This window comes from Shewanella corallii, assembly GCF_023349125.1.
GTDB classification, from domain to species: domain Bacteria; phylum Pseudomonadota; class Gammaproteobacteria; order Enterobacterales; family Shewanellaceae; genus Shewanella; species Shewanella corallii.
The window spans coordinates 138,308-162,602 of sequence record NZ_JAKIKT010000008.1 but is presented as its reverse complement, the minus strand read 5'-3'; the positions used below and the strand labels follow the sequence as shown (position 1 = coordinate 162,602).

Below are 24,295 nucleotides of genomic sequence, written 5' to 3'. Positions count from 1 at the left end.
CTTTTCTGGAAGGCTTTCCCGTAACGGGAAAGTCCAAATATTAAAAAGCCGGCTTAGCCGGCTTTTTGTTGTCTTAACTGACGTGCTTCCACTTTCAATGCGCATTTACACAAGCTGCCCTTAAGTGCCGGGCAACCGCTGCAGGGCTTGCGTTTAAAGGGTTTCATGGCGAAATGCATGCTGGGTTGTTGTGGAGCCGGGTGTATATGAGTGACCGGGGCCAGCACCTGATAATCATTGGCGGCATACTCATTGGCCAGCGACTTAAGCCGTGTTTTCAGTTTTTTCTTATTGCTCACCTTTCCGGTCAGCAGCTCTTTGAGTACAGAGCTTTTGAGACTGGACACCAACAGCTTACGGTTGCGCTTAAGTGACTTTTTCAGTGACTTGGTTTTTGCCGGGGCTTGTTTGAGTTGCTGCTTAAACCATTTTTTAGCCTGTTTTTTACAGGCTTTCTTCAGCGATTTGCCGACAGACTTCTTGACTGATGAAGCTTTGCTTTTTGACATACCACACCACCAAAACGGAGCTACTGATGACAGCTGATTCAGAGTCCTGTCTGAAACGCTAAGTTGAAGTCTAAATAAAAATTATTATCAGTCAATAAAATTTGGTGGCTGCCGCTCTCATATCACGACTTATACCAATCCTCATAGAAGATTGATCTCATCAGAGCCATGTCAGCCATTCGAGTACAATCCAAATTGGTGACGGCATAGTGGTTCTATGACTAAACAATTGGGGGCGGTAACCGTGTGGCTGACAGGCTCCCGGAGGGCGAGTTGAAAAGGCTCATATACCGCGTTGCCAAGTCTTGATTTATCCCGATAGACCTTCAACTTGGCGCCTTGTCTCTAAGCCTTTTCATTCTCGCTGAGTGACTAAACTCCTATGCGGATTGGTATTAATTTTCGAGCAGTGTCAGGTAGAGGCGGAGGTCAAACTCCAGCTGAAAGTAGTCCGGTTCCATGTGTTGGCACAGTTGATAAAAGGCTTTGTTGTGCTCTTTCTCTTTCAAATGCGCCAGTTCATGAACCAGTACCATACGCACCAGTGGCTCAGGCAGTTGCTTGAGTTTCGAGGCAATCCGGATTTCATTTTTGGCTTTGAGTTTGCTGCCCTGAATACGGCTGGCGTAGGTGTGTAGCCCCAGAGCCTGGTGTTTCAGACTGATCTTGTCGTCAAACACTACCTTGGAAAGGGGAGAGGACTTTTTCAGATACCTTTGTTTCAGCTCCATGGCGCATTGATACAGGCCCCTGTCATTTTTAAGCTGCTGATTGGCCAGAGGGTAGCGTTTGTCCAATACTGCGCCCAGTTTGCCTGCGGCCAGCAGGGCGGCAACTTTATCCTGTACGTCTTGAGGGTATCCAGCGAGGTATTGCATTGTTAGACCTAAAGCAGAGGTGAATAGGGCATAAACAAAAGCCCGCGCTCTGTGTTCAGCAGAAGGGCGGGCTGTTAAATCCTGGCAGGCATTTAGCTCTTGCCGAAGATCTTTTTCATCTGCAGGGCAAAAGCTACTTCAAAAGCAGGCTGTTGGAACTTCTTCAGTTCAAGACCAACAAAATCTACCTGAGGAGGATTACGCTTCAACTGAGCCTTTACGTCGTGAGGCGCAATCAGGGTCACAGGCAGATCACACAGCTGGATCGCTGCCTCCAGCTTGAAGCTGACAGCACTACCGGCAAACTTGCCTTTTTGCTCACGGGCAATCAAAGCAACCTCATCGACCTTGTAATCTTCCACCAGTTTTTTGAACGCGAAGTGAAAGTCCACCATGGATTCGGTGGTTTCGGCGTGGGACACCTGGAATGATTGCTTACGGCAATCAGGGATATTAAAGGTATCGCCATCCTGACTCAGCAAACAAATAATGGCTTCACCGCCTTTTAATTCAACACCGCAAATTCGCATGTAACACCTGTCTATCAATTTCAAGGCGGCTATTGTAACGATATTCCGGGTTGCGGTCAGTGTTTCTTTTAGCGACAGCTATAAAAAAGTCCGCTCATGGGCGGACTCTTTGATACTTAATGCAATCTGGACTGAACAGGCGGTTACTGGGCGCTGAACTGACCACCATTCTCGTCACCCGAATCATCACTCATCAGATACAGGTAGACCGGCAGGATCTCTTCAGGCGTTTTCAGGTCCATTGGGTTTTCAGCCGGGTAGGCGTTGGCACGCATTCCGGTGCGGGTGGCGCCCGGGTTGATACTGTTAACCCTGACCTGACTGCCTTCACACTCGTGGGCCAGTACCTGCATCATGCCTTCTGTGGCGAATTTGGAAATAGCATAAGCATTCCAGTAAGCCCGGCCTTTGCGGCCCACACCTGAAGAGGTGAAAACGATAGAGGCTTTTGGCGCCTGACGCAGCACTGGCAGCAGGGCTTTGGTCATCATGGCCTGAGCGGTAACATTGACTTGCATAACATCATTGAAGCTACCAAAGTCAGTGTGCTCGAATGGGCCTAGCACTCCCAGTAGGCTGGCGTTGTGCAGTAAGCCATCAAGGTGGCCAAACTGCTCGGCAATGGTCTCTGCCATATCTTTATAGTTTTGCTCGGTAGCGCCCTTCATATCCAATGGCACTATGGCTGGCTGCGGATAACCTGCTTCCACAATGGCGTCGTATACCGCTTCCAGTTTCTTGACTGTTCTGCCCAGCAGGATAACGGTTGCACCGTGCGCGGCATAAGCCATGGCTGCAGCTTTTCCAATGCCATCACCGGCGCCCGTGACCAGGATGGTTTTTCCCTTCAATGCATCTGCAGCTACTTGATATTCAGACATAGATTACGACTTCCTTTTAATCGGTAAAGCACCCAAAACGGCGCTCTCCATAGGGGCTTAACACATGTTTTAAACAAATGACTGATTATCAACCCGGTTGAACCGGTTTGAATGTAACAAAAATGTGGCTAACTCTATATTTTTACGTTAACTTTGTGGTTAGCTCAGGGCTGAAAATCAGCTCTGTTGGTCATATTGGCTGCCTATTGTGACCAATTTCTTGGGGAAAACAAAATTATTACAACAAGATTTGGGGTAAAACGATGAAAAGACTCTTTCTGGGTGTAGCAATAGCTTCTGCACTGGGGCTCACAGGATGTGGCGGAGATACTTATAACGATATCAAAGCAGAGACAACGCCGCTGATCCCCGAGTCTCAAGTGGTATTTGATCCAGCCGCTGGTGATCTATCCATTCCCAACGATCTTCTGTTTAACGGTACCCTGGATGGTACCCTGGCCATTCCAGGTGAGGAGTCAGGCGACTTTCTGAATCCTGAAATCGCCCTGGGGGCTCTGGATGGATGGTCTACGACTTCTCCGATTTCTATCGATTTGGCACCTGCCACTACTCAGGATGGTACCAAGCTGACAGTGGATGCCGCGTCTGCAGCTCAAGCAGGTGCAGTACGCATGTTCGAGGCGACCGTTGGCGGAGGACTCTCCAGCGACCCTGAGTGTGCCGATGCACTCTCTGTGTCTGCCTGTAAGGTGGGCGATGAACTGCAATTCGGTGTCGACTTTGTCACCCAGGCTTCCGGTAACTCAATCGTCGTAGTACCGCTTAAGCCGCTCAAGTTTAACCAGTCTTATATCTATGCTTTAACTGATGTGGTCAAAGACTCCGAAGGGCGCAGTTTTACTGCCTCACCTTCATATCGTTCTCTGGAAGAAGATATCGATACCCTGCCTCTGGAAACGCCTGATCAGTTGTTCCTGCAGGGACTGGTCAACAGTTATGAAAAAGGGATTGCCGCTGCCCATGGTGTCGATCCTGAGTCCGTTATCTATTCTGGTCTGTTTACCACTCAGTCAGTCCCTGATGTCTATGAGACAGTGAAACTCCTGATGGCAGACCCAACTGATGGGAATCCTTATCAGCCTCAGCTGGTTACGCCACCAACGCCTCTGGGCTACAGCGCTGCAGTCGCTGCTGGTTTGACGCCTGAAGCAGGTGCTACCTATGCGATGGCGGATATCGCTGATATGTACGCCGCTCAAATCAAACTGCCTATCTATGGTGACTGTTCATCCAGTGCCTGTCTTTCTGATACAGGTGAGCCGCTGATTAACGGTCGGTGGATAGCCCAGGGTGACAGCCCTATTGGTGTGTTGCTGGCGCTGGAAGCGGGTACCCTGAGTCAGGCCAAGTATGGTGAGCAAGCGGTTGCCCAGGGTGTAGACCCTCAGGCGGCACTGGCTAATCCTGCTTTGTTGGCGGGTAAAACCTGGTTGCTTGACGATGGCACTCCTGTCGATGCCACCAAGCACCTGACCAAGTTCAACCCAATTCCTAAAATCAAAGGTTATGAAACCGTTGATGTCATGATGGCGATTCCTAATGGTGCCAAGCTGGCTGCGTTCCTGCAGGCTCAGGGGCTGCCGTTTGAGGCCCCAACTGCTGGTTGGCCTGCTGTGATGGCCATGCATGGCCTGGGCGGCGGTAAAGAGATGGCACTGGCTTATACCGGAGCCTATGCGGCGCAGGGGATTGCGGTAATTGCTATCGACATGCCGCTGCATGGCAGTCGTAGCTATGACGCAAATAACGACGGTGTTTATGAGGTTTCTGCAACTGATCCAGCTTTCGGCGCGGTGATTGGCCAGCCCAATGCATTCGTCGCAGGCAATCCGCTGGTATTCGTTAATATCGCGTCGACACTGAGTGTTCGTGACAACTTCCGTCAGGCAGTCGCAGACCACCTGGGTGTTCGTCTGGTGCTGTCTGGTCTTGCTCAGCAATTGGCTGCACTGCAACAGCCACAGATATTTGATGTGAGCAAAATCAGTGTTCAGGGCCTGAGTCTGGGCGGTATTGTAGGCACCAACTTCTCTACCTATGCCAACACCGGCATGGTGAACCCGGCTACCGGTGAGGTCGTGGTTCCAAACCCTTATGGCATCAATGCCAGCTCTTTGGTTGCCCCAAGTGGCGGCTTGGCAGGCTCCTTCGCTGGCAGTGCAACCTTTGGTCCTGTTCTGTTTGACACTATTGTGGCAACAGAAGATTTCCAGGCTCTGGTAGATGAAGCCAACACAAGCGGTTTTGAGCCAGGCACGCCTGAGTACGCTGCTTTGGTACAGGCTGTATATGAAGGCTTTATTCCTGCCTTTGCGCTGGCCGTACAAACTGCAGTAGACAGTGCTGATCCGGTCAACCATGGTGGTATGCTGGCAGCAACCAATACGCCGGTTCATCTGATTGAGGTGACTGGTGATGGCGCGGGCAACCTGCCGGACCAGGTTCTGCCTAACGCAGTAGAGGGCTTCCCGATATCAGGTACCGAGCCACTTATCCGTGCCATTGGCCTGGATTGTGTGGATAGCACGACTCAAGGCTCAGGTGCTGTTCGCTTTGCCAAAGGTCATCACAGCTCAGTTGTCGACCCAAGTGAGATTGATGGCGTAACCGATGGCAGCGCACTGGCTGCAACTGCTGAAATGCAGTTCCAGGTGAGCAGCTTTGCCAAGTCTGCTGGTCTGGGTCAGGCCACCATTTTGGTGAACGATGACTCTGTGCTTAAGTCCTGTGGTGACTAAATAAGCATTTTGAAACGAAAACCCGGCGTATGCCGGGTTTTTTGTGCCTCATCACTTCTGATAGAATACTGCACCTTATGTCGGCCTGCTGCGTGATGCGACAAAGCGGGGGACGGCAAACCTGAATGGAGCTGACGTTGGAATTTCTATATGAATATGGCCTGTTTTTGGCCAAGGCCGTGACACTGGTGGCGGCAATTCTGGCTGTAGTGCTGGTGATACTGGGCACTGCGGTCAGACAGAAAAGCGAAAAAGGAGAGTTGGTGATAACCAACCTGACTGAAGAGCTTAAGGATCTGACTCACTATCTCAAGCATGAGCTGCTGAATAAGAAAGAGTTCAAGGCCTATGAAAAGGCCTTGAAGGCACAGGAAAAAGCGGAAGAGAAAGCGGCAGAAAAGGGCGAGCAGGAAGAGAAGGCCCGGGTTTTCGTTATCGACTTTAAAGGCAGTATTGATGCCGCTGAAGTCGCCAGCCTGCGCGAAGAGATTAACGCTGTGCTGACCATCGCTGATAAAAGCCGTGACCAGGTATTGGTTAATGTAGAAAGTGGCGGTGGTATGGTGCACGGTTATGGTCTGGCAGCCAGTCAGCTGGATCGTCTGCGTCAGTCAGAAATCCCATTGACAGTATGTGTCGATAAAGTCGCTGCCAGCGGCGGCTATATGATGGCCTGTGTGGCTAACAAAATTGTGGCGGCTCCCTTCGCTATTGTGGGCTCTATCGGTGTAATCGCTCAGCTGCCTAACTTCCACAAGCTGCTTAAGAAGCATGATATCGATTATGAACAGCACACTGCCGGTGATTTCAAACGCACGCTGACGGTTTTTGGTGAGAATACCGATGCCGGTCGTGAGAAGTTCCGGGAAGAGCTGGAAGAGACCCATACCTTGTTTAAGTCCTTTGTTGGCAAGTACCGCCCGGAGCTGGATTTGACGAAAGTTGCCACAGGTGAACACTGGTATGGCCAGCAGGCTGTTGAGTTTGGTCTGGTAGATGAGATTGCCACCAGTGACGATATTATTCTGAAGCATTGTCAGGGTGCTGAGGTCATTAAAATCAGCTATCGGCAGAAGAAGAAACTGTCTGACAAGCTGGCCCATGGTACCAGTGCCATGGTGGGTTCTTTGATGAACAAAGTGGCTGAGAAAAACCAAAACCTGGGTTGATCTGCTGCTGATGATACTGAATTTAAAAGCCTGCTTTTGCAGGCTTTTTTGTTTTTTCAATCCCGGATTCGGGCTTTTCATTCCGATGCCAATAGGGTAAAACTGTTAACTGCATCACGTTAGGTGGTCGGGCAACATAGCCTCAGGGGGAAAGGGATGGATTCGGCGGCTTATCAGGCCAATAGAATGATAGGGGATCAGGGATATCCCGCGTTTGAGCTGAGAAATATTCTTGGGTTCGTGGCTGAGCATTTTGGTCCTGCCAGGGCCAACACTTTGCTCAAAGAGGTTGGGTTGGATGAAAACACTGTCATTCACAGCCAGTTTGTGGCGGTCTGGCAGGTAGATTACGCTCTCAACTTTGTATCTGAGCTGGCCCACGACCCTGAAGTCGGCGCCAGAATTGGTGCCGGGTATCGATTGTCTGAGCTTGATATCCTGTTACCACACTTCGCCAACTGTAAAACTCTGGGAGACTGCCTGAATGTGGTCATGCAGTTGCCGCGTCTGGTTGGCAGCTTGTCTGACACTCTGGTGATGCAGGAGGGGGATGAGCTGGTGATGCGCTGGATGAACACGGGTAAACAGCAAGTCGAGCGCTATCACAATGTGTTCCTGCACAGTATTGGTGTGTTGTTGACTCTGGCCCGGGAGCTGACCGGAGTCCAGATAGAATATACACAACTGGCCTTTCAGCGTGCCGGTTTTGCCGCCCATTATATTAAATCCCTGACGACAGCAGAGCTGACGTTCGCTCAGCCCTATTGTGAGTGGCGGGTGAGCGCTGAGTATCTCAGCTTGCCGGTGGTTTACGATTTCAGCGATGCTGCCGGTCAGATGCCTTCCCCGTTAGAGCCGTCACTTATAGACCTGGTGCTGGAAGAGATCCGCAGCGGGTTTCCGCAGATCCCCAAACTTGAGTCCCTGGCTGCCAGTTTGAATATGAGTGACCGCAGTTTGCGCCGTAAGTTGTCATCTATGGATACCGGCTATCAGTCACTGATTGATATGGTAAGAGCCCAGGCGGCTATCGCCAGATTGCTGAAGGGTGAATTGAGTATCACTGAAATTGCTGAAACTCTGGGTTATGTGGATGTCAGCCACTTCCGCCAGAGTTTCAAACATTGGACCGGGCATGCTCCCGGTCACTTTGTCAGGCTTAATTGCAGCTCCCCAGAGAAAGGGGAAGCGAGTCTATCCACTCACTGACCAGTTCGACCCCTTCAGTATGGCTGATAGCCCGTCCCAGAGGCGGCATTCTGTCTTTGGGTTCATTCAGCTGCTGACGGTAAACCACGATGGAGTGCTCAGCATTTCCCGGCACTATGTCATAGTCCAGTCCTCTTGCGCCGCCGTCCCACCCCGGGGGCTGCTTGCAGATACCATATTTGAAGCTGGTATGGTCCACAAAGAAGCCCAATCTCAACCCAGATACACTGGCGTAGCCGGTATCACTGTGACAGTGGGCACAATTGACGGCCAGATAGCCTTTTGCCCTGTCCTGCAAAGGGGAAGAGGTATCTGCGATGGCACCACTGCTTGAGATATCTGCCAGCTCGGGTAAGCCTGTTATCAGGCCACTGGATTGCCACTGCGCCAGCTGATTTTGACCACTTTCATTGTTGGTATTCAGCAGCCAGGGTTGCACGCCAATGGGAGCGATTATGCTGGTACCTGCCTCATTGGTTTGTTGATGACAGACCTTGCATTCAGCCCGGCTGGGGATGGCATAGTCAAAGGTCAGTGACTCCCCCTGACGGTTCAGTGTATGGGATACGCTGCCACCGGCCACCGCCAGGGTCGCTTTGCCGTCCTGCCAGCGATAGGGCAGGCTGGTCCAGCCGCTTGCTCTCTTAATCAGCAACCGGGTTTCAATCAGGGTCTCATTTTCCGGCTCCTGCACCTGAGTATCGGCAGGCAGTGCGAAGGTTTTGACCAGCACTGTGCCTGTGGGGAAACTGAGCGCCTCCTGATCTCGGTAGCTGATACTGCTGCCTTCCGGCAGAAAGATGAATCGGTACTTACTGGCATAGTTGCTGAAAAGCTCTGTAGCCAGCTGGTAGGCGAACCCCGGGGCATGGGCATCACTGCTGGGGTCCTGCTCGTTGCGAAACAGGCCATATTGGGACAGGTCTTCACAGTCCGCCTCTGCCAGTGCCGTCCAGTTTACCCCGCCATCACCGCTATCACAGGGTGAGCTTGAGCCCTCAGGCGGCGCGGGAGTCACAGTAGGGGGCGTTGGCGCAGGTGTCTCATTGGCTGAGGCATTATCGTCTCCACCGCCGCCACAGGCGCTGAGCAACAGCAATGCGGCTGCTGTCAGGATACTTTCCTTGTTCATATGAATTCTCCAACATAGAAAGGGCCGGCGATAGCCGACCCTTTTGTCTCTTTGGGGAAGGGATCCCCGCTTAGTTGGAGCAGCTGGCTGCTGGCAGGCGCTTAATCCATTCGCGGATCAACGCCACACCTTCGTCGTGTGACAGGCTGCGGCCAATTTCAGGCATACGGTCCCCCGGCTCTGTAGAGACCATACGGAAGTGAGTGATGGACTCATCCGGGCTGCCTGGCACCACATCGAAGCCCAGGTTGCCACCACCATAAGCGATAGGTGACTTACAGGTTCCGTGAGAGAAGCCGCCATCCTCGTCATACGGACGCCAGTATTCCAGCTTCAGGCCAGTGTTGGAGGCGTTACCTTCCGGACGGTGACAGTGGGCACAGTTGATATCCAGATAGCCCTTGGCGGCTTGCATCAACTGCTCGTCCGTCATGGAGGGAATATCCGATACATTGGCATCGTCATAAATAGGCTGTGCATCGACTTCAGACAGATCCGGCAGACCTTGCAAAATACCGTGCTCAGTCCATTTGCTCAGCTGATTCATGGCGCCATCAGAGTAGGTATAGCTCTTGTTCAGATGACGGGCTTTTGGACCTATCGGCATAAATACCGCATTGCTGTCGTCATCGGCCTTGAACTGGTGACACTGCTTACACTGGTTGATGCTGGGCACCACATAGTCGAAGGTCAGTTCGGTTCCTTTATGATTCACTGTTTTACCCTGAATCGAACCCGCTTTCGCCAGCACTGCGTCTGACTTGTCTGCTGTCCAGACATAGGGCAGTGCAGTCCAACCGGTTTCACGGCGGATAAGCAGTCGGGTTTCAATCAGATCTTCATTTTCCAGACCGCGATTGGCGGTATCTGCTGGCAGTGCGAAGGTTTTGGAGATCACAGTGCCCACTGGGAAGTCGAATGACTCTGTCGCGTGGTAGCTGGCTTTCTCGCCTTCAGGTACAAACACATAGCGATACTTGGTCGCATAGTCGGTAAACAGTGGCGTGTTCAGATCATAAGGGACACCGCCAGAATTGGCTTCACCGGCCGGGTTGGTGGCATCAGCAAACAGATTGTAGTCAGATAAGTCCGGGCAGTTGGCACCCGTCAGAGCTTCCCAGTTAACACCCTGGGTAGAAACTTCACACAGGCTCAGATCACCGTCACCGACCAGGCCACCTTCACCATCGCCTATGCTGCCACCGCCGCCGACAATATTGCCGCCATCACAGCCTTCAGTGTCATCATCGACACCACAGCCGAAGATCTCGTCGCCAAATGTGACAGTGTGAACCGGCAAGCTCAGCTGAGCACAGTTCATCAGTTCGTTTTGCTCATCCTCATACAGGAAGTCGAACGGGTTCATGGCGACGTTGCCGTTGGCAATCAGGCGTCCCAGAGTGACATCACCATTGTTCTGAGCACAGATATTATCGCTGCCATCTTCGGCAAAGGGCATTTCTCTCAGGCCCAGTTGTTGAGCAGCCCCTGAGTTGGCCAGCATTTCACCGATACCATCGTACAGAATGCCGGGCATGGCGCCCCGGGTCAGTACATAACCCTGAATAAGATCTTCAATCAGATAACCATTGGGCTTGGTGCCGTAGTTTGTGATGGTGTTGTTGTGCATATACACATTGCGCGGCGTGGCACGCCAGCCATCTTCAATAGCCTGGCCCGGCATAGCGTAGTTACCGACAAAGGTGCTTACATCCGGCTCGGCAATGTGGAAGCTGGAAATCGTGATACCCAGGGTGTCGTGGTTGGTGATCTCATTGTTGAAGATCTCCACATCCCGGGTAGAGAGAATAATGACGCCTGTTCCCGGCGGTACAATATGAACCCCTGCAGGGTTGGCCGAGGCATTGGCGAAGTTATGGGTGTTATTGTCGTACACCTTGTTGTTGAACACCCGCACGCTGGAGCCGTATCTGTCGTTGTTGATGGGCAGGTCGAATACCAGAATACCGCCAGTATTGCCGAACGCCTCGTTGTCGTAGACATCGGCATACTTGGAGTTTTCGATTTCGATACCGGCCACGTTCTCTTTGGCGATGTTGCGGCGTACCACAATATATTCAGACTGACCCACATAGATACCGGCGTCGGCGCTGCCGCGTACATAGGTGTCCTCAATCAGAATGTTTTCACACTCTACCGGGTACAGGCCGTAGGCACCGTTGTCCTGATCCAGCACACCGTCCCAGATGGTCGCCACTCGACGCAGAATAATTCCGTTGGTGTTTTTCAGCTTGATGCCGTTGGCTTTGGCCTCATTAACGGCCATATCTTCAATAATGATGTTCACTGCGTTCTGAACAAAGATACCGTCACCTGAGTTGGCTTCAGAGAAGTCCAGCACAGTCTCTTCCATGCCGTAACCCTTGATGGTGATGTTTTTGGCAAACACACCATCGCCATCCACGTCGCCGTCAAACAGCAGGGTAGATTCAATTTTGAAGTTACCTTTTGGCAGTACGATCACATCGCCGCTCTGGGCGTTGATCAGCGCTTCCTGAATACGTGTGGTGAGGTTCTCGCCCGCCTCAATCATGATAGCGCCTTCAGGGAATGTTGGACCTGTTGTAGGCGGTGGCGTTACCGGTGCTGTAGGTTCTGTGACTGTGGTTTCATTGTCGTCCGAGCCGCAGCCGCTTATCCCTAATGCGACGGCGGAAGCAACCATGGTTGGTAGCAACCAGTGAGGTTTCTTGTTGAACATAGCATCTCCTGCTTATTGTTATGGTTTTGTAACAACACAAGATTGAACACTCGTTTGAAATAGGCAATGTGAAATCCGGCCAAAATTAAGTTTGGGTTAATATTCAGTGCGCTTGTGATCCCCGTCTCGGCAAGGTGCGACACCTTGTCGCAGATGCGCACTTATCTTTTGTCATCTCACCTTTAGATTCACAGAATGCTGGGCAACAAGCCGGGAGTCGGCTGAAGTCAAAGCAAAAAATTGCATGAGTTAATCAAGGTGAGAGTGGATGAAACGGAATAAATTGCTGCTGGCATTGCTGATGAGCGGTGGATTGGGGCAGGTGATGGCAGACGAAGCGCCAACCTGTGACAAGGCTGAAGGCTGTGACGAGCGCATCGTGGTCACCGGTGAGCTGATGCGTAAGCCACTGAGTGTGGTGACCGATCCTAAAAAGCCAAGACTGCCATTGCCAGCCTATGACGGCGCAGGTTTTCTAAAGACGATTCCTGGCTTCAGTATCAGTCGTAAAGGCGGTGCGGGTGGGGATCCTTCATTGCGAGGGCTGGGCGGCTCACGCATCAATATTGTCAATGACGGTCAACATGTCTATGGCACCTGTGGTGGCCGTATGGACCCGCCAACGGCTTATATCTACCCTGAATCCTACGACAGCATTGAGGTGATTAAAGGCCCGCAGACAGTGCGCCACGGCCCTGTGGGCAGCGCTGGTACTGTGCTGTTTGAAAAAGACAGGCAGAGCTTTGTCGACCAGAGTGCCACTGGCCGCGCCAGCGTGACGGCCGGCAGCTTTGAGCGTCTGGACTATATCGTCGAGCTGTCCGCCGGGGATGAAAATCACTATCTGGAGTTGGATGCCAACCAATCCTCCAGTGACCACTATGAAGATGGTGATGGCAACTCAATCCAGTCCAGCTATGACAGACGCAATATGGACTTTGCACTGGGTTGGACGCCGGGTGATGACTCTGTGCTGGAGCTCAGCTATGGCAAGTCTGATGGCGAAGCAGAATATGCAGATCGTGCCAACAAAGCCCGTGTTATCGAAAACGAAAATTTCACCCTGATGGCAGAGCATGACTTCAACGGTGACTATCTGCAGTCCATGGAGTTTCAGGCTTACCACAATGAAAATGACCATGTGATGGATCAGTTTGATCAGGGCGTGAACTCAGGCACCAATGTTCGTCGACGCACTCAGGGGGGCCATATCTGGGCGCAGTGGAGCATAGGCAAACTGTCCATGGTCACCGGGGCAGACTTTCAGGACTCTGTACATAAAGGCAGGAGCATTAACCCTGCGGTAGATAACGGCCTGGATGATCTGTTGGCCAAGCCGTTTAAAGATAATATGAGTTACACCCAGTTTGGGATATTCGGTGAGTTTGAGTACGACTTTGAGCCAGTGATGCTGGTAACCGGTATTCGCTATGACCATTGGGATACTCAGCTGCATGTGGCTCAGCAAGGGGATCGTCAGGACGATTTGGTCTCCGGTTTTGCCCGTATTGAGCATGAGTTTGGTGGTCATCAGTACTATCTGGGCGTGGGTCATGCCCAGCGTATTCCTGATTACTGGGAAATCATGAAAGCCAATGCCGACGATAACAGCCAAAAGGCATTTGACCTGGAGCCGGAAAAGACGACTCAGCTGGATGCCGGCTGGATTTATGAAGTCGAGACAGTCACGCTCTCAAGTGCCCTTTACTATGGCGAGATCAAAGATTACATCCTGATTGATAACCGCAATGGCTTCAGCAAATCCCGTAATATCGACGCCACCATCTGGGGCGGTGAGCTGGGTGCCGAGTGGCGTATTACCGAGTCACTGCAAACCCAGTTGAGTCTGGTATACGCCCATGGGGAAAATGATACCGACAATGAAGCGCTGGGACAGGTATCGCCGCTGGAAGGTCGCCTGACTGTGGATTACAGCATTGGTGACTGGACCTTCGGTGTGCTGTGGCGTGTGGTGGACGACCAGAACAGGGTCGCTGTGGGACAGGGCAATATCTCAGGACAGGATTTGGGTGAAAGCGCAGGCTTTGGCACTGTGGCCCTTAATGGCGGCTGGAAACATGGCGAGCATCTGCGTTTGAGCTTTGGGGTTGAGAACCTGTTTGACCGCACTTACGCCGAACATATCAGCCGCAGCGGTGCAGGAAATGATATTCCCGGCAGTGTGCCGACCTTCAAGGTGAACGAGCCCGGCCGCAATGCCTGGGTGAAGCTGGAATATCTGTTTTAACCCCGACTTTTTCGTTTGATTCACTCCAACCTGCCGAGACGACATGGATGTCATCGAAGCAGGTTTTTTTAATCGGTATCCAGGTGGCAAGTTATTTTTGACGGGAATTAAAGAAGCGCTCTGCATTTGCAAACAGTATGTCACACTGCTTTTTCTGCTTGTCGTACTCAACGGTATCTTCAGCGAGAGTATCCAGGATAGCTTTGGCCTTGTGATACTCTCCAACCAACAGCTCGAATTTTTCATCAAAGTTGTCTTTACGTACTTTTTTGCTGACTTTACGGGTTGGTTTTCGCATGGATCTCTCCTGTTATAACTCCAGCTTATTTTCTGTTCGCGTGCTATCAAGCCATGTTCAATTCGTAGCTTGATTTGATGACAGTTTCCCCGTGTTGGGTTGTGGTGAACGATTTAATCCCTGGCTTGTCGTTGCCAACTTGGTGTTGCTGATACAGCCTGACTCACAAAGTGAAAATGTCAGCTCGAGAAAACAGGGGATTAATCTCGTCAAATCAGGACGCTTTAACAGTCCTTCCCATTGAGAAACAGATGTCGGCCAATGTCTTGATTGGCACAGATATAACTCGCGACGAACGGGTTGTGTTTGAAGCTTTACAACCAATGTTTTCGCTGGATGGTGACGCCATAAGGTGGTATCTGGAGTGCAGATGTTGGGTTGCAGTGTGGCAAATCGCCACATTGTTAAGGTGCCTGACTCGCGGGGTTGCAGGCACCTTAAACACAATCAGTTACGCCAGAGTGACGTTAGCTGCTTGCAGGCCTTTGTTGCCTTGCTCTACGTTGAACTCAACGCGCTGGCCTTCAGCCAGAGTTTTGAAACCGTCTACAGCAATGGCTCGGAAGTGTACAAACACATCGGCGCCACCATTGTCCTGGGCAATAAAACCAAAGCCCTTTGTTTCATCAAACCATTTTACAGAACCAGTTGTTTTAACAGACATAAGTATCTCGAATAAATAAAAAGTGAAGCTACTAAATTGGAAATGAAGAAAAAGGTATCGCAGGATAATTATGACAAACTGATTCAGTTTGAAACTGAGAAAATCTTGAACTAAATACATCAATAGTAACTATGCTCGATGAGCAAGCGGCCACTATACACTTCGCTGGTAGAATAGATAGTTATTTCTGATTTTATTTTGAATGCAGCGAACAGTATCGTCCGAGTAAAGCAATTATTTAACGGTCTGCTATCTTTGTCTAATTGCTTGATTTTATTCAGTGTTGTCGTTCGTGGTCGGTGTTCCTGACTATGGGGTAGGACTTGTGTTCAGGGTGTCTCGTGAAGAGCAATAACTGCGCACCTTAAGTGCAATAAAACATGCCTGCCAGGAAATCCTGTGGTCCATAAATTAAACCGCATCGCCATTAGCTTGACCTGTCTACAACTTCATAGTTTATGCTGGGCGCCATATTCAGATCAGAGAAATCACCATGACACTTCCTTCTTTAATTGATTTGGGCATGCGCCCGTTTTTTCAGCAGCAGCTTTCATTGGAAGAGTTGGAGTCTTGTGCTCTGGGGCGAGTTGTTGAGCAGCATAAATCAGAAGTGGTTTTGCTGGCGGGTGGCGAGGTAAAGCGCTACAAACTGCCACCAAAGCTGGAGGTTATTTGCGTCGGTGATTGGGTAGTCTTTAATGGGGAGCGTTTGATTCGGGTGCTGGACCGGCAGTCGCTGTTTCAGCGCAAAGCGGCCGGAACAGCGCGTGAGCGCCAGTTAATTGCCGCCAATATTGATATTGTGTTTATTGTCAGCTCACTGAACGATGATTTCAGTCTCAACCGAATTGAGCGCTATCTGGCGCTGGCGAGAGAGGCGGGCGTTGAGCCGGTTATCGTGCTCACGAAAGCAGACTTATGTGCAGACGCTGATAGTATACGCGCTCAGGTGCAAAAGCTGGACCCTCTGTTGAGTGTTCACTGCGTCAATGGTCTGGACAGTGATGAGGTTGCAGCCTTGAAACCGTATTGCCAGAAAGGCAAAACCCTTACCTTTCTCGGTTCATCCGGTGTAGGTAAATCCACTCTGGTCAATGGCTTGCTTGGTACAAGTGAAATGGCCACCGGCAGTATTCGGGAGCAGGATAGTAAAGGGCGGCACACTACCACCTACCGTGCCATTAAGTGGCTGCCTGAAGGTGGGTTGTTGATGGACACCCCAGGGATGCGCGAGCTGCAACTCAGCGACGCTAAAGAGGGTATTAAAGCCACCTTTGCCGATGTTGAAGCCCTGGCAAGCCAGTGCCGCTTTGCTGACTGTGGGCACGAGAGTGAACCTGGCTGCGCCGTCAGAGCCGCCATCGAAACAGGGGATCTCTCATTAAGGCGATTGGAGAACTATCAAAAGCTGCTGCGGGAAGAGTCTCACAATACTGCATCTTTAGCGCAGAGGCGTGCCAAAGACCGCGCCTTCTCCAAGATGGTCAACACAGTGCAATCCCAGGCCCGCAGAGCGAAAAAGTTTAAATAGCCATACTTTGTTAGGCTGAACGCAGATTTGTCCCTCTGGGACATGCCGCTTGCAGCGGCTACAATCGAAGCCTTCCAGGCTTCACTCGGGCAAGAGGGTATCAACAGCGGCTAACAACTTCCATGTTTAACTGCCAGCTCGAAATCCCTTTCTCGCGCTCATGGCTGGCCATGTAGTGGCCATTCGCCCTCTTGCATCTCCCTCGCTGCCCCAACCGAAGTTGTCACCCATCGTGCATTGCATGTAATTGACGTGACCAGCGGCGATTCACCATCCCTGGCTCAGCGCCGCTTATGTTTTCATCCATGATGACATTCACTATTACATCCAATCCCCTCCGGCAACTTCGGACGGGGATCTGGTTCAATACTCAGCTTTTGTGCAAATAACATAGGGACAGGAGTTACTTTGGGCTCTAGGGGATATCACGCTTCAATCAGTCGGCCGATTAGCGCTCGGCTGTATTGTCTCGTTAAATTCGGTCATTGCAGGAGTCAATACATTGGCAACCAGATTTTCGACCTCTCCACTTCCTATTGAAGCTAAATTGCTTCTCCGCTTTCTTATGATGTAAACAGATGATAAAAATGTAAAAAAACTCACTTTTAAAGAAAGCTTACGAATGTCAGATTCGAGATCCTTTATGGAATCGATTTCAACATGCTTAGTCATATGAGATTTAAGCGATTGAGATAGCGCGTTACCAATTTCATTTTCTTCTATTGGAGCTAGAGACTTTTCCAGATATGAGTCAAGAAACTTCAGGAATTTCTTTGTCTGACTAGCAGAGGTGATTTTATATGCAAAAATTGGGTCATCTGAAGATATGAGCGAAATGGCTTCTTGGTATCTTTCTTGGTAATTCTCTAAGTCGGAAAGGGCAATTCCTCTTGCTGTTTCTACTAATATCGGAGTAAAGTGTTTCTTAGATGCACTAATTTCACTGTCTGATATATTTGCATCAGGAAACTGCCTCTTTATTTCCTTGACTACCTGTTCAAATACATCATCGAAGTCCTTTCTGTAGAAAACAGAAATTCTATGCCAAATTTCGAGAAGAATATAAAGGGCAATCTTTTTGTTTTTTATATTCTCTTTCCTTGCTCGATAAAAATAGCCGATTGCTAATAAGATTGGCGTTATTAGCCCAATCAATACCTTACTATCTATATTTGCCAGATCCACTACCATTTTTCCCTAAGAATTTAACGCTGCAATAAAGGACCACCAATACATAGGCTACTTTGCGTTAGTCTGAAACGCAGCGACAACGCAAAGTAACCGGAGTGTTGGACATCCAGTTGGTATGTATTTACCGACGATCTTTCGTTGCCTTTTTAAGTTTCATTTTTTGAATGCCTTTTTTAGCATTTTTTCGATCTCTTGCTGTGCATAATCGGCTACAAGATTTTTACCTTCTTCCGCAGCAACATCAATTAGAGCATCATAATCATTAAGGTCATGGCAATTCTGACATTCAAGCATATCTCCCGAAACATACTCTTTCTCAGCCACCCCTTCTAACGAGCAATCACAAAAAAAGCACTTCAATTCAACTGTAAAGCTTTTACCCTTCATAAATCACCCTCCAAAAATCTTTAGTGAGAGAGTTGTTAAAGCTAATAAGAAGCCCAAAACAACAAATAGCCCCTTGTGGTCATCAACATAATCAGATGCTTTTTTAAGAGGGCTTCTAGAAGCCTTTTGCTCCTCTGATTTTCTTTTAGACCTTGCCGCACCAACACCCTTAGGAGTAATTCTCAAACTACCGTACTTCCCACCACCTAGTGTTGCATGCTCAAGCCATTCGTGTGCCAAGCACTTATCAGTGGCTTTCTCTAGCTCAGCAAGCGAATATGAAGTTTTGTTTTCCTCATTTATCTCATCTACAAGTTCTTGGTCAACAGAAAGAGTAACGAGCTTATAGGTTGAGCCTGTAGATTCCATGTAGTCGATGACGTGATTCAGTATTTTGAACTCTGGCACAGCCTCTCCTTGAAACTTAACATTTGTATAGGGTACATGCTCGTTTGTCACTCACCTCAGAGCAGTGATAATTATGCTGATATTTTGGCCTATTATTCAATAGGTTGTGAGTAAAAGTCCAGATCAGAGTTTGAGCAAAAGTGTGCTGGCACATTATCTGTCTGCCTGTCGGCTGTTATTAAAATTAAAGTTAGCTAAGCTCATGATATTATAGCTTATTTAGTGTTTTTCCCCACGAAAACCACGCTATGCATAGCGAAAGTCACTTGGGGGCAATTGTGAGTTTGAGGAATACACCATTCCCCGTTCGAAGTTGCCGGAGGGAAATGGTTTCAATAGCAAGTCTCGTCAGGGATGACGAGACAGGCACCGCTGAGACAGGGATGTGGAATCGGTGACGGTTGCGTGTATTGAAATCATTTTACGATGGGTTACAACTTCGGTTGGGGCGGCAAGGGAGATGCAAGAGGGAATTGCTGTTGATCCCCTCTTGCCCGGGTGAAGCCTGGAAGGCTTCGATGTTCTGGCAAGCGTAGCTTGCCTTAATCTAAGATGCTGGCAACTCGCAGAGTTGAAGCCAGTGGCAGCTTGGCCACTCCAAGCCAAACTGCGGCAACTGAGCAGAATTACAAATCTACACCAAACCCAATAATAAACTGGTAATCGTTCTTATCCGGCATAATGCCATTGGCACCAGCCTGAGGTTTACCCGTGTGGTCCCACACGAAAGACAGGTCAAGATCGAAGATATCGGTCAGCTCAACGGCCAGTGAGGCGATAGCGTGGTGGCTATAACCACCGGCTTCTTCACTGGAGTATTGCAGCTGATACTTGGTGGTGAAATCCACGCTGCTGGTCAGCTCGGTATCGTAAACAGTTTCAAGCACCAGGGAGCTGCTGCCATCGCTTTCGCGGGCGCCGGTTTCCACCTGGTCAAAGCGGGTGTAGGTGTATGCAGGACCACCACTCACACTCCATTCGGTCTTCTTGCTGTCGATAAGGTTGTAACCCACACCGGCACCGACTGTGGCTTTATAGTCGATATTCAGGAAAGGGTCTTTGTACAGCTCAGCAAAGATTGGGCGCAGATAAAACTGCTTGGAGATAAACCAGTCGAAGTTGGAGTTAACCCTGTGGTTGTTCACCGTGGATTCGCCATCATTCTTGGTGTAATTGCCCAGATAGTCAGCGTTGAAACGTGACTCAGTGGTGCGGCGCGTCGTCTTGGCGCGGGCACTGTAGTCGATTTGATCTGTGTTACCTGAACGGATATTGGCACCAAGGCTGATTTTGCCTGACCAATAGTTGGCTTCTTCCTGATCGCCGGCAATGATGGTCATAATCTCAGCTGGATTGAATTCAACACCATCCAGATAACTGCGACCATCCTCAATCAGGAGTTTGCCCGTGCGGGTGGACAGGTCGGTAAAGCCGATGCTTACAATCCCGGCGCTTTGCAGCAGCTTGATGTCATCCCAGTCGATCATCACTGTGTCCAGCTCATCACTGTCAAACTCCAGCTCATCATCGTACAGGGCTTTGATTTCACCACGCAGCAACTCATTGGACTTCAGCTGTAGCCAGTCTTTCTGGCTTTCAACCGGTGGGCGAAGTGCATCACCGGCAACGGCCTGAGGCGCTGCTAAAAGGCTAAACAGGGTTAACGCCAGCGCTGAAGACAGCCTGGAGGATGAGGAATGAACTGACATGGGAAAGTGGAATCTCCTGAACTACTGGAAACCACCAATGGCTGGATGCAATTGGTATAAAACGAAGCCGGATATTGTAATGAAAAAGCGCCCGGCTTCAAGGTGAAGTCCGGACGCTATGTTACTGATTCAATTAGTGCACAACTTAAGCCATGTGCAACTGCTGAATATTTAGACTGTTAATCCAGGTTATCAGTGGCTTCAATGATCCAGGGTTTCATCCACTGCGTAATTTTTGGCTGTGCGGCTTCATTGGGGTGAATGCCGTCTCTTTGCATTAAATCGGCCTGTGGGGCTATCTCTGTCATAAAGAAAGGGATAAGCGCGACATCGTAGTCATCGGCCAGATCGTGGAACACCTGATTGAACATCTGGCTGTATCTTGGCCCATAGTTGGGGGGCACCATGATTTCAGTCAGCAGTACAGTTGCGCCGTTGGACTGTCCTAACTCAATCATTTTTGTAAGATTTGATTTCAGTTGTTTGGGTGAGAAGCCACGCAGGCCGTCATTGCCACCGAGTTCGATAACCAGTACATCCGGGGTGGCAGAATCCAGCAAAGACGGGAGTCTGCGCAGGCCTCCAGCAGTAGTTTCACCACTGACTGAACCATTGATTATCTCCACAGAGGGCATTTCATCCCGTAACAGTTGCACCCAGCCTTTGGATTCCTGCATGCGATAAGCCGCACTTAGACTGTCACCCAGGATAAGAACGGATGCAGCCCACGCTGGATTATGTAACATAAGAGACACAAGCAGGAGCTGCACTCCGGTGCGAATGCGATTTCCGAGAACCAGTTTGCGAAAAAAGGAAGAGAACCCAGTGAACAGTGCCATTAAAGTCAGTCGCCTCTGTAAATCCGTTACCACCCAGGAGGGAGAGCTCTCTATCCTCAATGGCATCGAGCTTGATGTCAAGCCGGGCCAAAGTGTTGCTATTACAGGGCCTTCCGGTTCTGGTAAGTCTACCTTACTGGGGCTTTTGGCCGCTCTGGATACGCCAACTGATGGAGAGATCTGGCTGGATGGTGCAGCCTTGAGTGGACTCGATGAAGAGCAAAAAGCTGCGCTGCGTAAAGACAAGCTCAGCTTTATTTTTCAGTCCTTTATGCTGGTGGATACGCTGACCGCACTGGAAAACGTCATGTTGCCGGCTGAGTTGGCCGGGGTAAAAGATGCCAGACAAAAAGCCGAAGCCATGTTGGAGCGGGTTGGCTTATCCCATCGTCTGGGACACTTGCCCAAGCAACTGTCGGGCGGTGAGCAGCAAAGAGTAGCTATTGCCCGGGCCTTTATCAGTGAGCCGAAGGTACTGTTTGCCGATGAGCCAACGGGTAATTTGGATCCGGTCAATGGCACCAAAGTTGCTGACATGCTGTTTGAGATGAACCGGGAGTCGGACACCACATTGGTGCTGGTCACCCACGACTTAACGCTGGCCAGTCGCTGTTCAAGGCAGCTGATTATGGAAGATGGTCACCTGTCAGAATCTGACGTCGGAGTAGAAGAGAGCGCCTCCCGGATTGAGCAGCCGCTTAAGGAGGCTCAGGCATGAGCTGGACCCTGGCACTTCGCCTGTTCAGGCGCGAATTGCAGCAGGGACAGCTGCTGCTGATTATTCTGGCCATTATGCTGGCGGTACTGTCGGTTAGTGGTCTTGCTGGCGTCAGCGAGCGTTTGCAGGTGGCGATTAATGGTCAGGCCGCCAAATTTATCGCTGCAGATAGAATTATTAACTCACCTGAGCCTATTGCCACGGAGATACTGGAGCAGGCTCAGGAGCTGGGACTTTCTCAGGTGTCCAGCATGCGTTTTAACTCCATGCTGTTTGGTGATGAAGGTTTCCAGCTGGTAACGGTAAGGGCTGTCGGGCAGGGGTATCCTCTCAAAGGGGAGATTGAACTCTCTTCAGGCCCAACGGCAAAACTGCCGGGAGAGGGGGAGCTCTGGTACGAAAACCGATTGGCTCGCCTGCTGGGTGTGCAGGATAACCCACAGGACGCCAGTATTGAGCTTGGAATGGCCAATTTTGCATTGGCTGAAGAGATACGCCGCCTGCCCGATGCTGGCTTCAACCCATTTGCGTCCTCGCCTGTAGTGTTGATGCGTTTGGAAGATGTGGGCAAAACCCAGATTATTCAGCCCGGCAGTCGCGTCACTTATCTTTATCAGTTTGCCGGAGATAGCGGTGCACTCGACGAGTTTGAAGAGTATGTCAAACCCTTGCTGTCCACCTCACAGCGTTGGGTTGATGTGCAGTCCGGTGACTCTCCCATAGCCGGGGCTGTTCAACGGGCAGAACGGTTCCTGCTATTGGCCAGTTTGCTGGGGATTGCGCTGGCCTGCGCCGCCATTGGTATTGCGGCTCAAAGATACTGTCAGCGCCATTATGATGTGGTGGCCATGCTGAAAACCTTCGGTGCATCAGGTAAGCAGATCCGTAATCTGTTTGCGCTGCATTTGATGCTGGTGACACTCACAGGTATTGCCCTGGGTTTGGTTGGCGGCCGCTTGTTGGATATAGGTATCAGCAGCATGTTGCCGGAGGAGATAGCCTCCTACGATACCTCCTGGTGGCGTCCGGGATTACTGGGTGTCACTACAGGTATTATCAGCGCGTTTATGTTCTCAGCCTATCCACTGCTGAGGCTGCTGGCGATACCACCCCTCAGGGTATTGCAGCGTCAGCTGGAAGGGATCTCCATGGGAGCCTGGCTGCATCTGCTGATGAGTCTGGCGGCGATGGCGTTGCTGGGTTATCTCTACTCGGGTTCGGTTCCACTGACCATGACGGTCGTGGTTGCGGTATGTGCGCTGGCGGTGCTTCTGGGGGCGCTGGGGTTTGTGATGGTGCGAGTTGGCCACAGTGTGGGGATGAAAACCACCAACCCACTGCAGTTGGCACTGGCTGGTCTCAGACGCCGTGCCCGCCAAAATGCGGTGCAACTGGTAGGTTTCTCCAGTGCCCTGTTACTGCTGCTGGTGATTATGGCGCTCAGACAGGACCTGCTGGATGAGTGGCAAAAGCAGTTGCCTGAAAATTCGCCCAACTACTTTTTGGTGAATATCGCGCCGGAAGATGAAGCGCCCATGGCGCAGTTTTTCGCCAATAACGGCATCCTGACTACAGATATCTACCCTGTGGTGCGCGGTCGTATGAGTGCCATTAACGGCGAGCAGTTAATTACCTACAGCCAGCAGGAAGAAGGGGTAGAAGGCCGGGTAGGAATAGGGCGTGAGCTCAACCTGACATGGCGGGATACCCTGCCACCCAATAATGATCTGCTTGAAGGGGAGTTCAACACCAAGCCCGGTGAGGTGTCCATCGAAACCAAGGTGATGGAACGATTGGGTCTTAAGCTGGGAGATGAACTCACCTTTACCATAGATAACCGGGACTTTAGCGTGAAAGTGACCAGTGTGCGCGCTGTACACTGGGAAACCCTGCAACCCAACTTCTTTATGATTATGCGTCAGGAAGATCTGGGGCAGTTTGCCCATACCTCCATGGTCTCTTTCCATCTGGATGACAGTCGCCGTGAATTGGTGGTGGATTTAATCAAATCCTTCCCGACCGTGTCTGTTATCGATGTAGGCGCCATGGTCAATCAGCTTCGGGAAATTGTCGAGCAGGTGTCTCTGTCGTTAACTCTGGTATTGATACTGGTATTGGCGGCTAGTGCGCTGGTGCTTTTTGCCCAGACCGAAGCCGGGATGGCGACCCGTCAGCGGGAGTTGGCGGTGCTCAGAACCTTTGGCGGCAGCGGCTGGTTACTGCGCAGCGCCACCGGGCTGGAGTTTGCTCTGCTGGGTATGATTGCCGGATTCCTGGCCGTGGTGGTGGCAGAATTGACCCTGTATCTGCTCAAGACTCAGGTGTTTGAGCTTAATGTATATATGCACTGGGACTGGTGGCTGATGGCGCCTCTCGCCGGTGGCTTGATTGTGGCCACTCTGGGGTTGTGGCGTTGTCGCAACTTGCTGAGACAAAGCTGCTCGCAGCTACTGCAATCCTGATAGTCAGATGAGTCTACTAAGGGCGGCCAGTTGGTCGCCCTTGTTTTTGAT

General features: G+C 50.6%; 20 protein-coding genes. 7 read left to right on the top strand and 13 right to left on the bottom strand.

Annotated features, from left to right (window positions below; translation table 11 throughout):
• Positions 1-53 precede the first annotated feature (53 nt).
• The 4 genes from L2725_RS18520 to L2725_RS18505 form a co-directional block, all read right to left on the bottom strand.
• The gene (locus tag L2725_RS18520; RefSeq protein ID WP_249250315.1) at positions 54-509 is read right to left on the bottom strand and encodes a hypothetical protein; all 456 of its coding nucleotides are present in this window, start codon (positions 507-509) and stop codon (positions 54-56) included.
• 395 nt (positions 510-904) lie between these two features.
• Complete coding sequence (locus L2725_RS18515) at positions 905-1,387, bottom strand: M48 metallopeptidase family protein (protein WP_249250314.1); 483 nt, start codon at positions 1,385-1,387, stop codon at positions 905-907.
• A 92-nt stretch (positions 1,388-1,479) separates the two neighbouring features.
• Positions 1,480-1,917, bottom strand: a complete 438-nt coding sequence (locus L2725_RS18510) for a DUF3010 family protein (protein ID WP_249250313.1) — start codon at positions 1,915-1,917, stop codon at positions 1,480-1,482.
• Between the two features lie 143 nt (positions 1,918-2,060).
• Positions 2,061-2,798: a YciK family oxidoreductase gene (locus tag L2725_RS18505; RefSeq protein ID WP_249250312.1), complete on the bottom strand. Its 738-nt coding sequence runs from the start codon at positions 2,796-2,798 to the stop codon at positions 2,061-2,063.
• Positions 2,799-3,061: 263 nt separating this feature from the next.
• Between L2725_RS18505 and L2725_RS18500 the strand changes: the two genes are divergently transcribed.
• From L2725_RS18500 to L2725_RS18490, 3 genes are all read left to right on the top strand, one after another.
• Positions 3,062-5,557 carry a VolA/Pla-1 family phospholipase gene (locus L2725_RS18500; protein ID WP_249250311.1) on the top strand — a complete coding sequence of 832 codons (2,496 nt, stop codon included), beginning with the start codon at positions 3,062-3,064 and terminating at the stop codon, positions 5,555-5,557.
• A gap of 137 nt (positions 5,558-5,694) precedes the next feature.
• Positions 5,695-6,726, top strand: a complete 1,032-nt coding sequence (gene sohB / locus L2725_RS18495; protein WP_249250391.1) for a protease SohB — start codon at positions 5,695-5,697, stop codon at positions 6,724-6,726.
• Positions 6,727-6,882: 156 nt separating this feature from the next.
• Positions 6,883-7,935, top strand: a complete 1,053-nt coding sequence (locus L2725_RS18490; RefSeq protein ID WP_249250310.1) for an AraC family transcriptional regulator — start codon at positions 6,883-6,885, stop codon at positions 7,933-7,935.
• Here L2725_RS18490 and L2725_RS18485 read toward each other — a convergent pair.
• On the bottom strand, positions 7,886-9,067 hold the full coding sequence (locus L2725_RS18485; protein ID WP_249250309.1) for an SO2930 family diheme c-type cytochrome: 1,182 nt from the start codon (positions 9,065-9,067) through the stop codon (positions 7,886-7,888). The two genes, L2725_RS18490 and L2725_RS18485, sit on opposite strands and share 50 nt — an antisense overlap.
• A 70-nt stretch (positions 9,068-9,137) precedes the next feature.
• On the bottom strand, positions 9,138-11,789 hold the full coding sequence (locus L2725_RS18480) for a parallel beta-helix domain-containing protein (RefSeq protein ID WP_249250308.1): 2,652 nt from the start codon (positions 11,787-11,789) through the stop codon (positions 9,138-9,140).
• Positions 11,790-12,057: 268 nt separating this feature from the next.
• Here L2725_RS18480 and L2725_RS18475 point away from each other — a divergent pair, with 268 nt between their 5' ends.
• Positions 12,058-14,037 carry a TonB-dependent copper receptor gene (locus tag L2725_RS18475; RefSeq protein ID WP_249250307.1) on the top strand — a complete coding sequence of 660 codons (1,980 nt, stop codon included), beginning with the start codon at positions 12,058-12,060 and terminating at the stop codon, positions 14,035-14,037.
• Between the two features lie 91 nt (positions 14,038-14,128).
• Here L2725_RS18475 and L2725_RS18470 read toward each other — a convergent pair whose 3' ends face one another.
• Together L2725_RS18470 and L2725_RS18465 are read right to left on the bottom strand one after the other, a co-directional pair.
• Positions 14,129-14,335: a hypothetical protein gene (locus tag L2725_RS18470; RefSeq protein ID WP_249250306.1), complete on the bottom strand. Its 207-nt coding sequence runs from the start codon at positions 14,333-14,335 to the stop codon at positions 14,129-14,131.
• Between the two features lie 451 nt (positions 14,336-14,786).
• Positions 14,787-14,999: a cold-shock protein gene (locus L2725_RS18465; RefSeq protein WP_115138122.1), complete on the bottom strand. Its 213-nt coding sequence runs from the start codon at positions 14,997-14,999 to the stop codon at positions 14,787-14,789.
• Between the two features lie 493 nt (positions 15,000-15,492).
• Between L2725_RS18465 and rsgA the strand changes: the two genes are divergently transcribed.
• The gene (rsgA, locus tag L2725_RS18460; RefSeq protein WP_249250305.1) at positions 15,493-16,530 is read left to right on the top strand and encodes a ribosome small subunit-dependent GTPase A; all 1,038 of its coding nucleotides are present in this window, start codon (positions 15,493-15,495) and stop codon (positions 16,528-16,530) included.
• 432 nt (positions 16,531-16,962) lie between these two features.
• Here the strand turns inward: rsgA and L2725_RS18455 are convergent, their stop codons facing one another.
• The 5 genes from L2725_RS18455 to L2725_RS18435 form a co-directional block, all read right to left on the bottom strand.
• Positions 16,963-17,715 (bottom strand): hypothetical protein, encoded by a 753-nt coding sequence (locus L2725_RS18455; protein ID WP_249250304.1) that lies wholly within the window; start codon positions 17,713-17,715, stop codon positions 16,963-16,965.
• Positions 17,716-17,874: 159 nt separating this feature from the next.
• Complete coding sequence (locus tag L2725_RS18450) at positions 17,875-18,108, bottom strand: hypothetical protein (protein ID WP_249250303.1); 234 nt, start codon at positions 18,106-18,108, stop codon at positions 17,875-17,877.
• A 3-nt stretch (positions 18,109-18,111) separates the two neighbouring features.
• On the bottom strand, positions 18,112-18,516 hold the full coding sequence (locus L2725_RS18445) for a hypothetical protein (RefSeq protein ID WP_249250302.1): 405 nt from the start codon (positions 18,514-18,516) through the stop codon (positions 18,112-18,114).
• Between the two features lie 626 nt (positions 18,517-19,142).
• A complete protein-coding gene (locus L2725_RS18440) occupies positions 19,143-20,225 on the bottom strand; it encodes a DUF481 domain-containing protein (protein WP_249250300.1) in 1,083 nt (360 codons plus the stop codon).
• Between the two features lie 179 nt (positions 20,226-20,404).
• A complete protein-coding gene (locus L2725_RS18435) occupies positions 20,405-20,971 on the bottom strand; it encodes an arylesterase (protein WP_249250299.1) in 567 nt (188 codons plus the stop codon).
• A gap of 79 nt (positions 20,972-21,050) precedes the next feature.
• Here L2725_RS18435 and L2725_RS18430 point away from each other — a divergent pair, with 79 nt between their 5' ends.
• Positions 21,051-21,782, top strand: a complete 732-nt coding sequence (locus L2725_RS18430; RefSeq protein ID WP_249250298.1) for an ABC transporter ATP-binding protein — start codon at positions 21,051-21,053, stop codon at positions 21,780-21,782.
• Positions 21,779-24,244 carry an ABC transporter permease gene (locus L2725_RS18425; protein WP_249250297.1) on the top strand — a complete coding sequence of 822 codons (2,466 nt, stop codon included), beginning with the start codon at positions 21,779-21,781 and terminating at the stop codon, positions 24,242-24,244. Before L2725_RS18430 ends, L2725_RS18425 begins: the two co-directional genes overlap by 4 nt.
• Positions 24,245-24,295 lie beyond the last annotated feature (51 nt).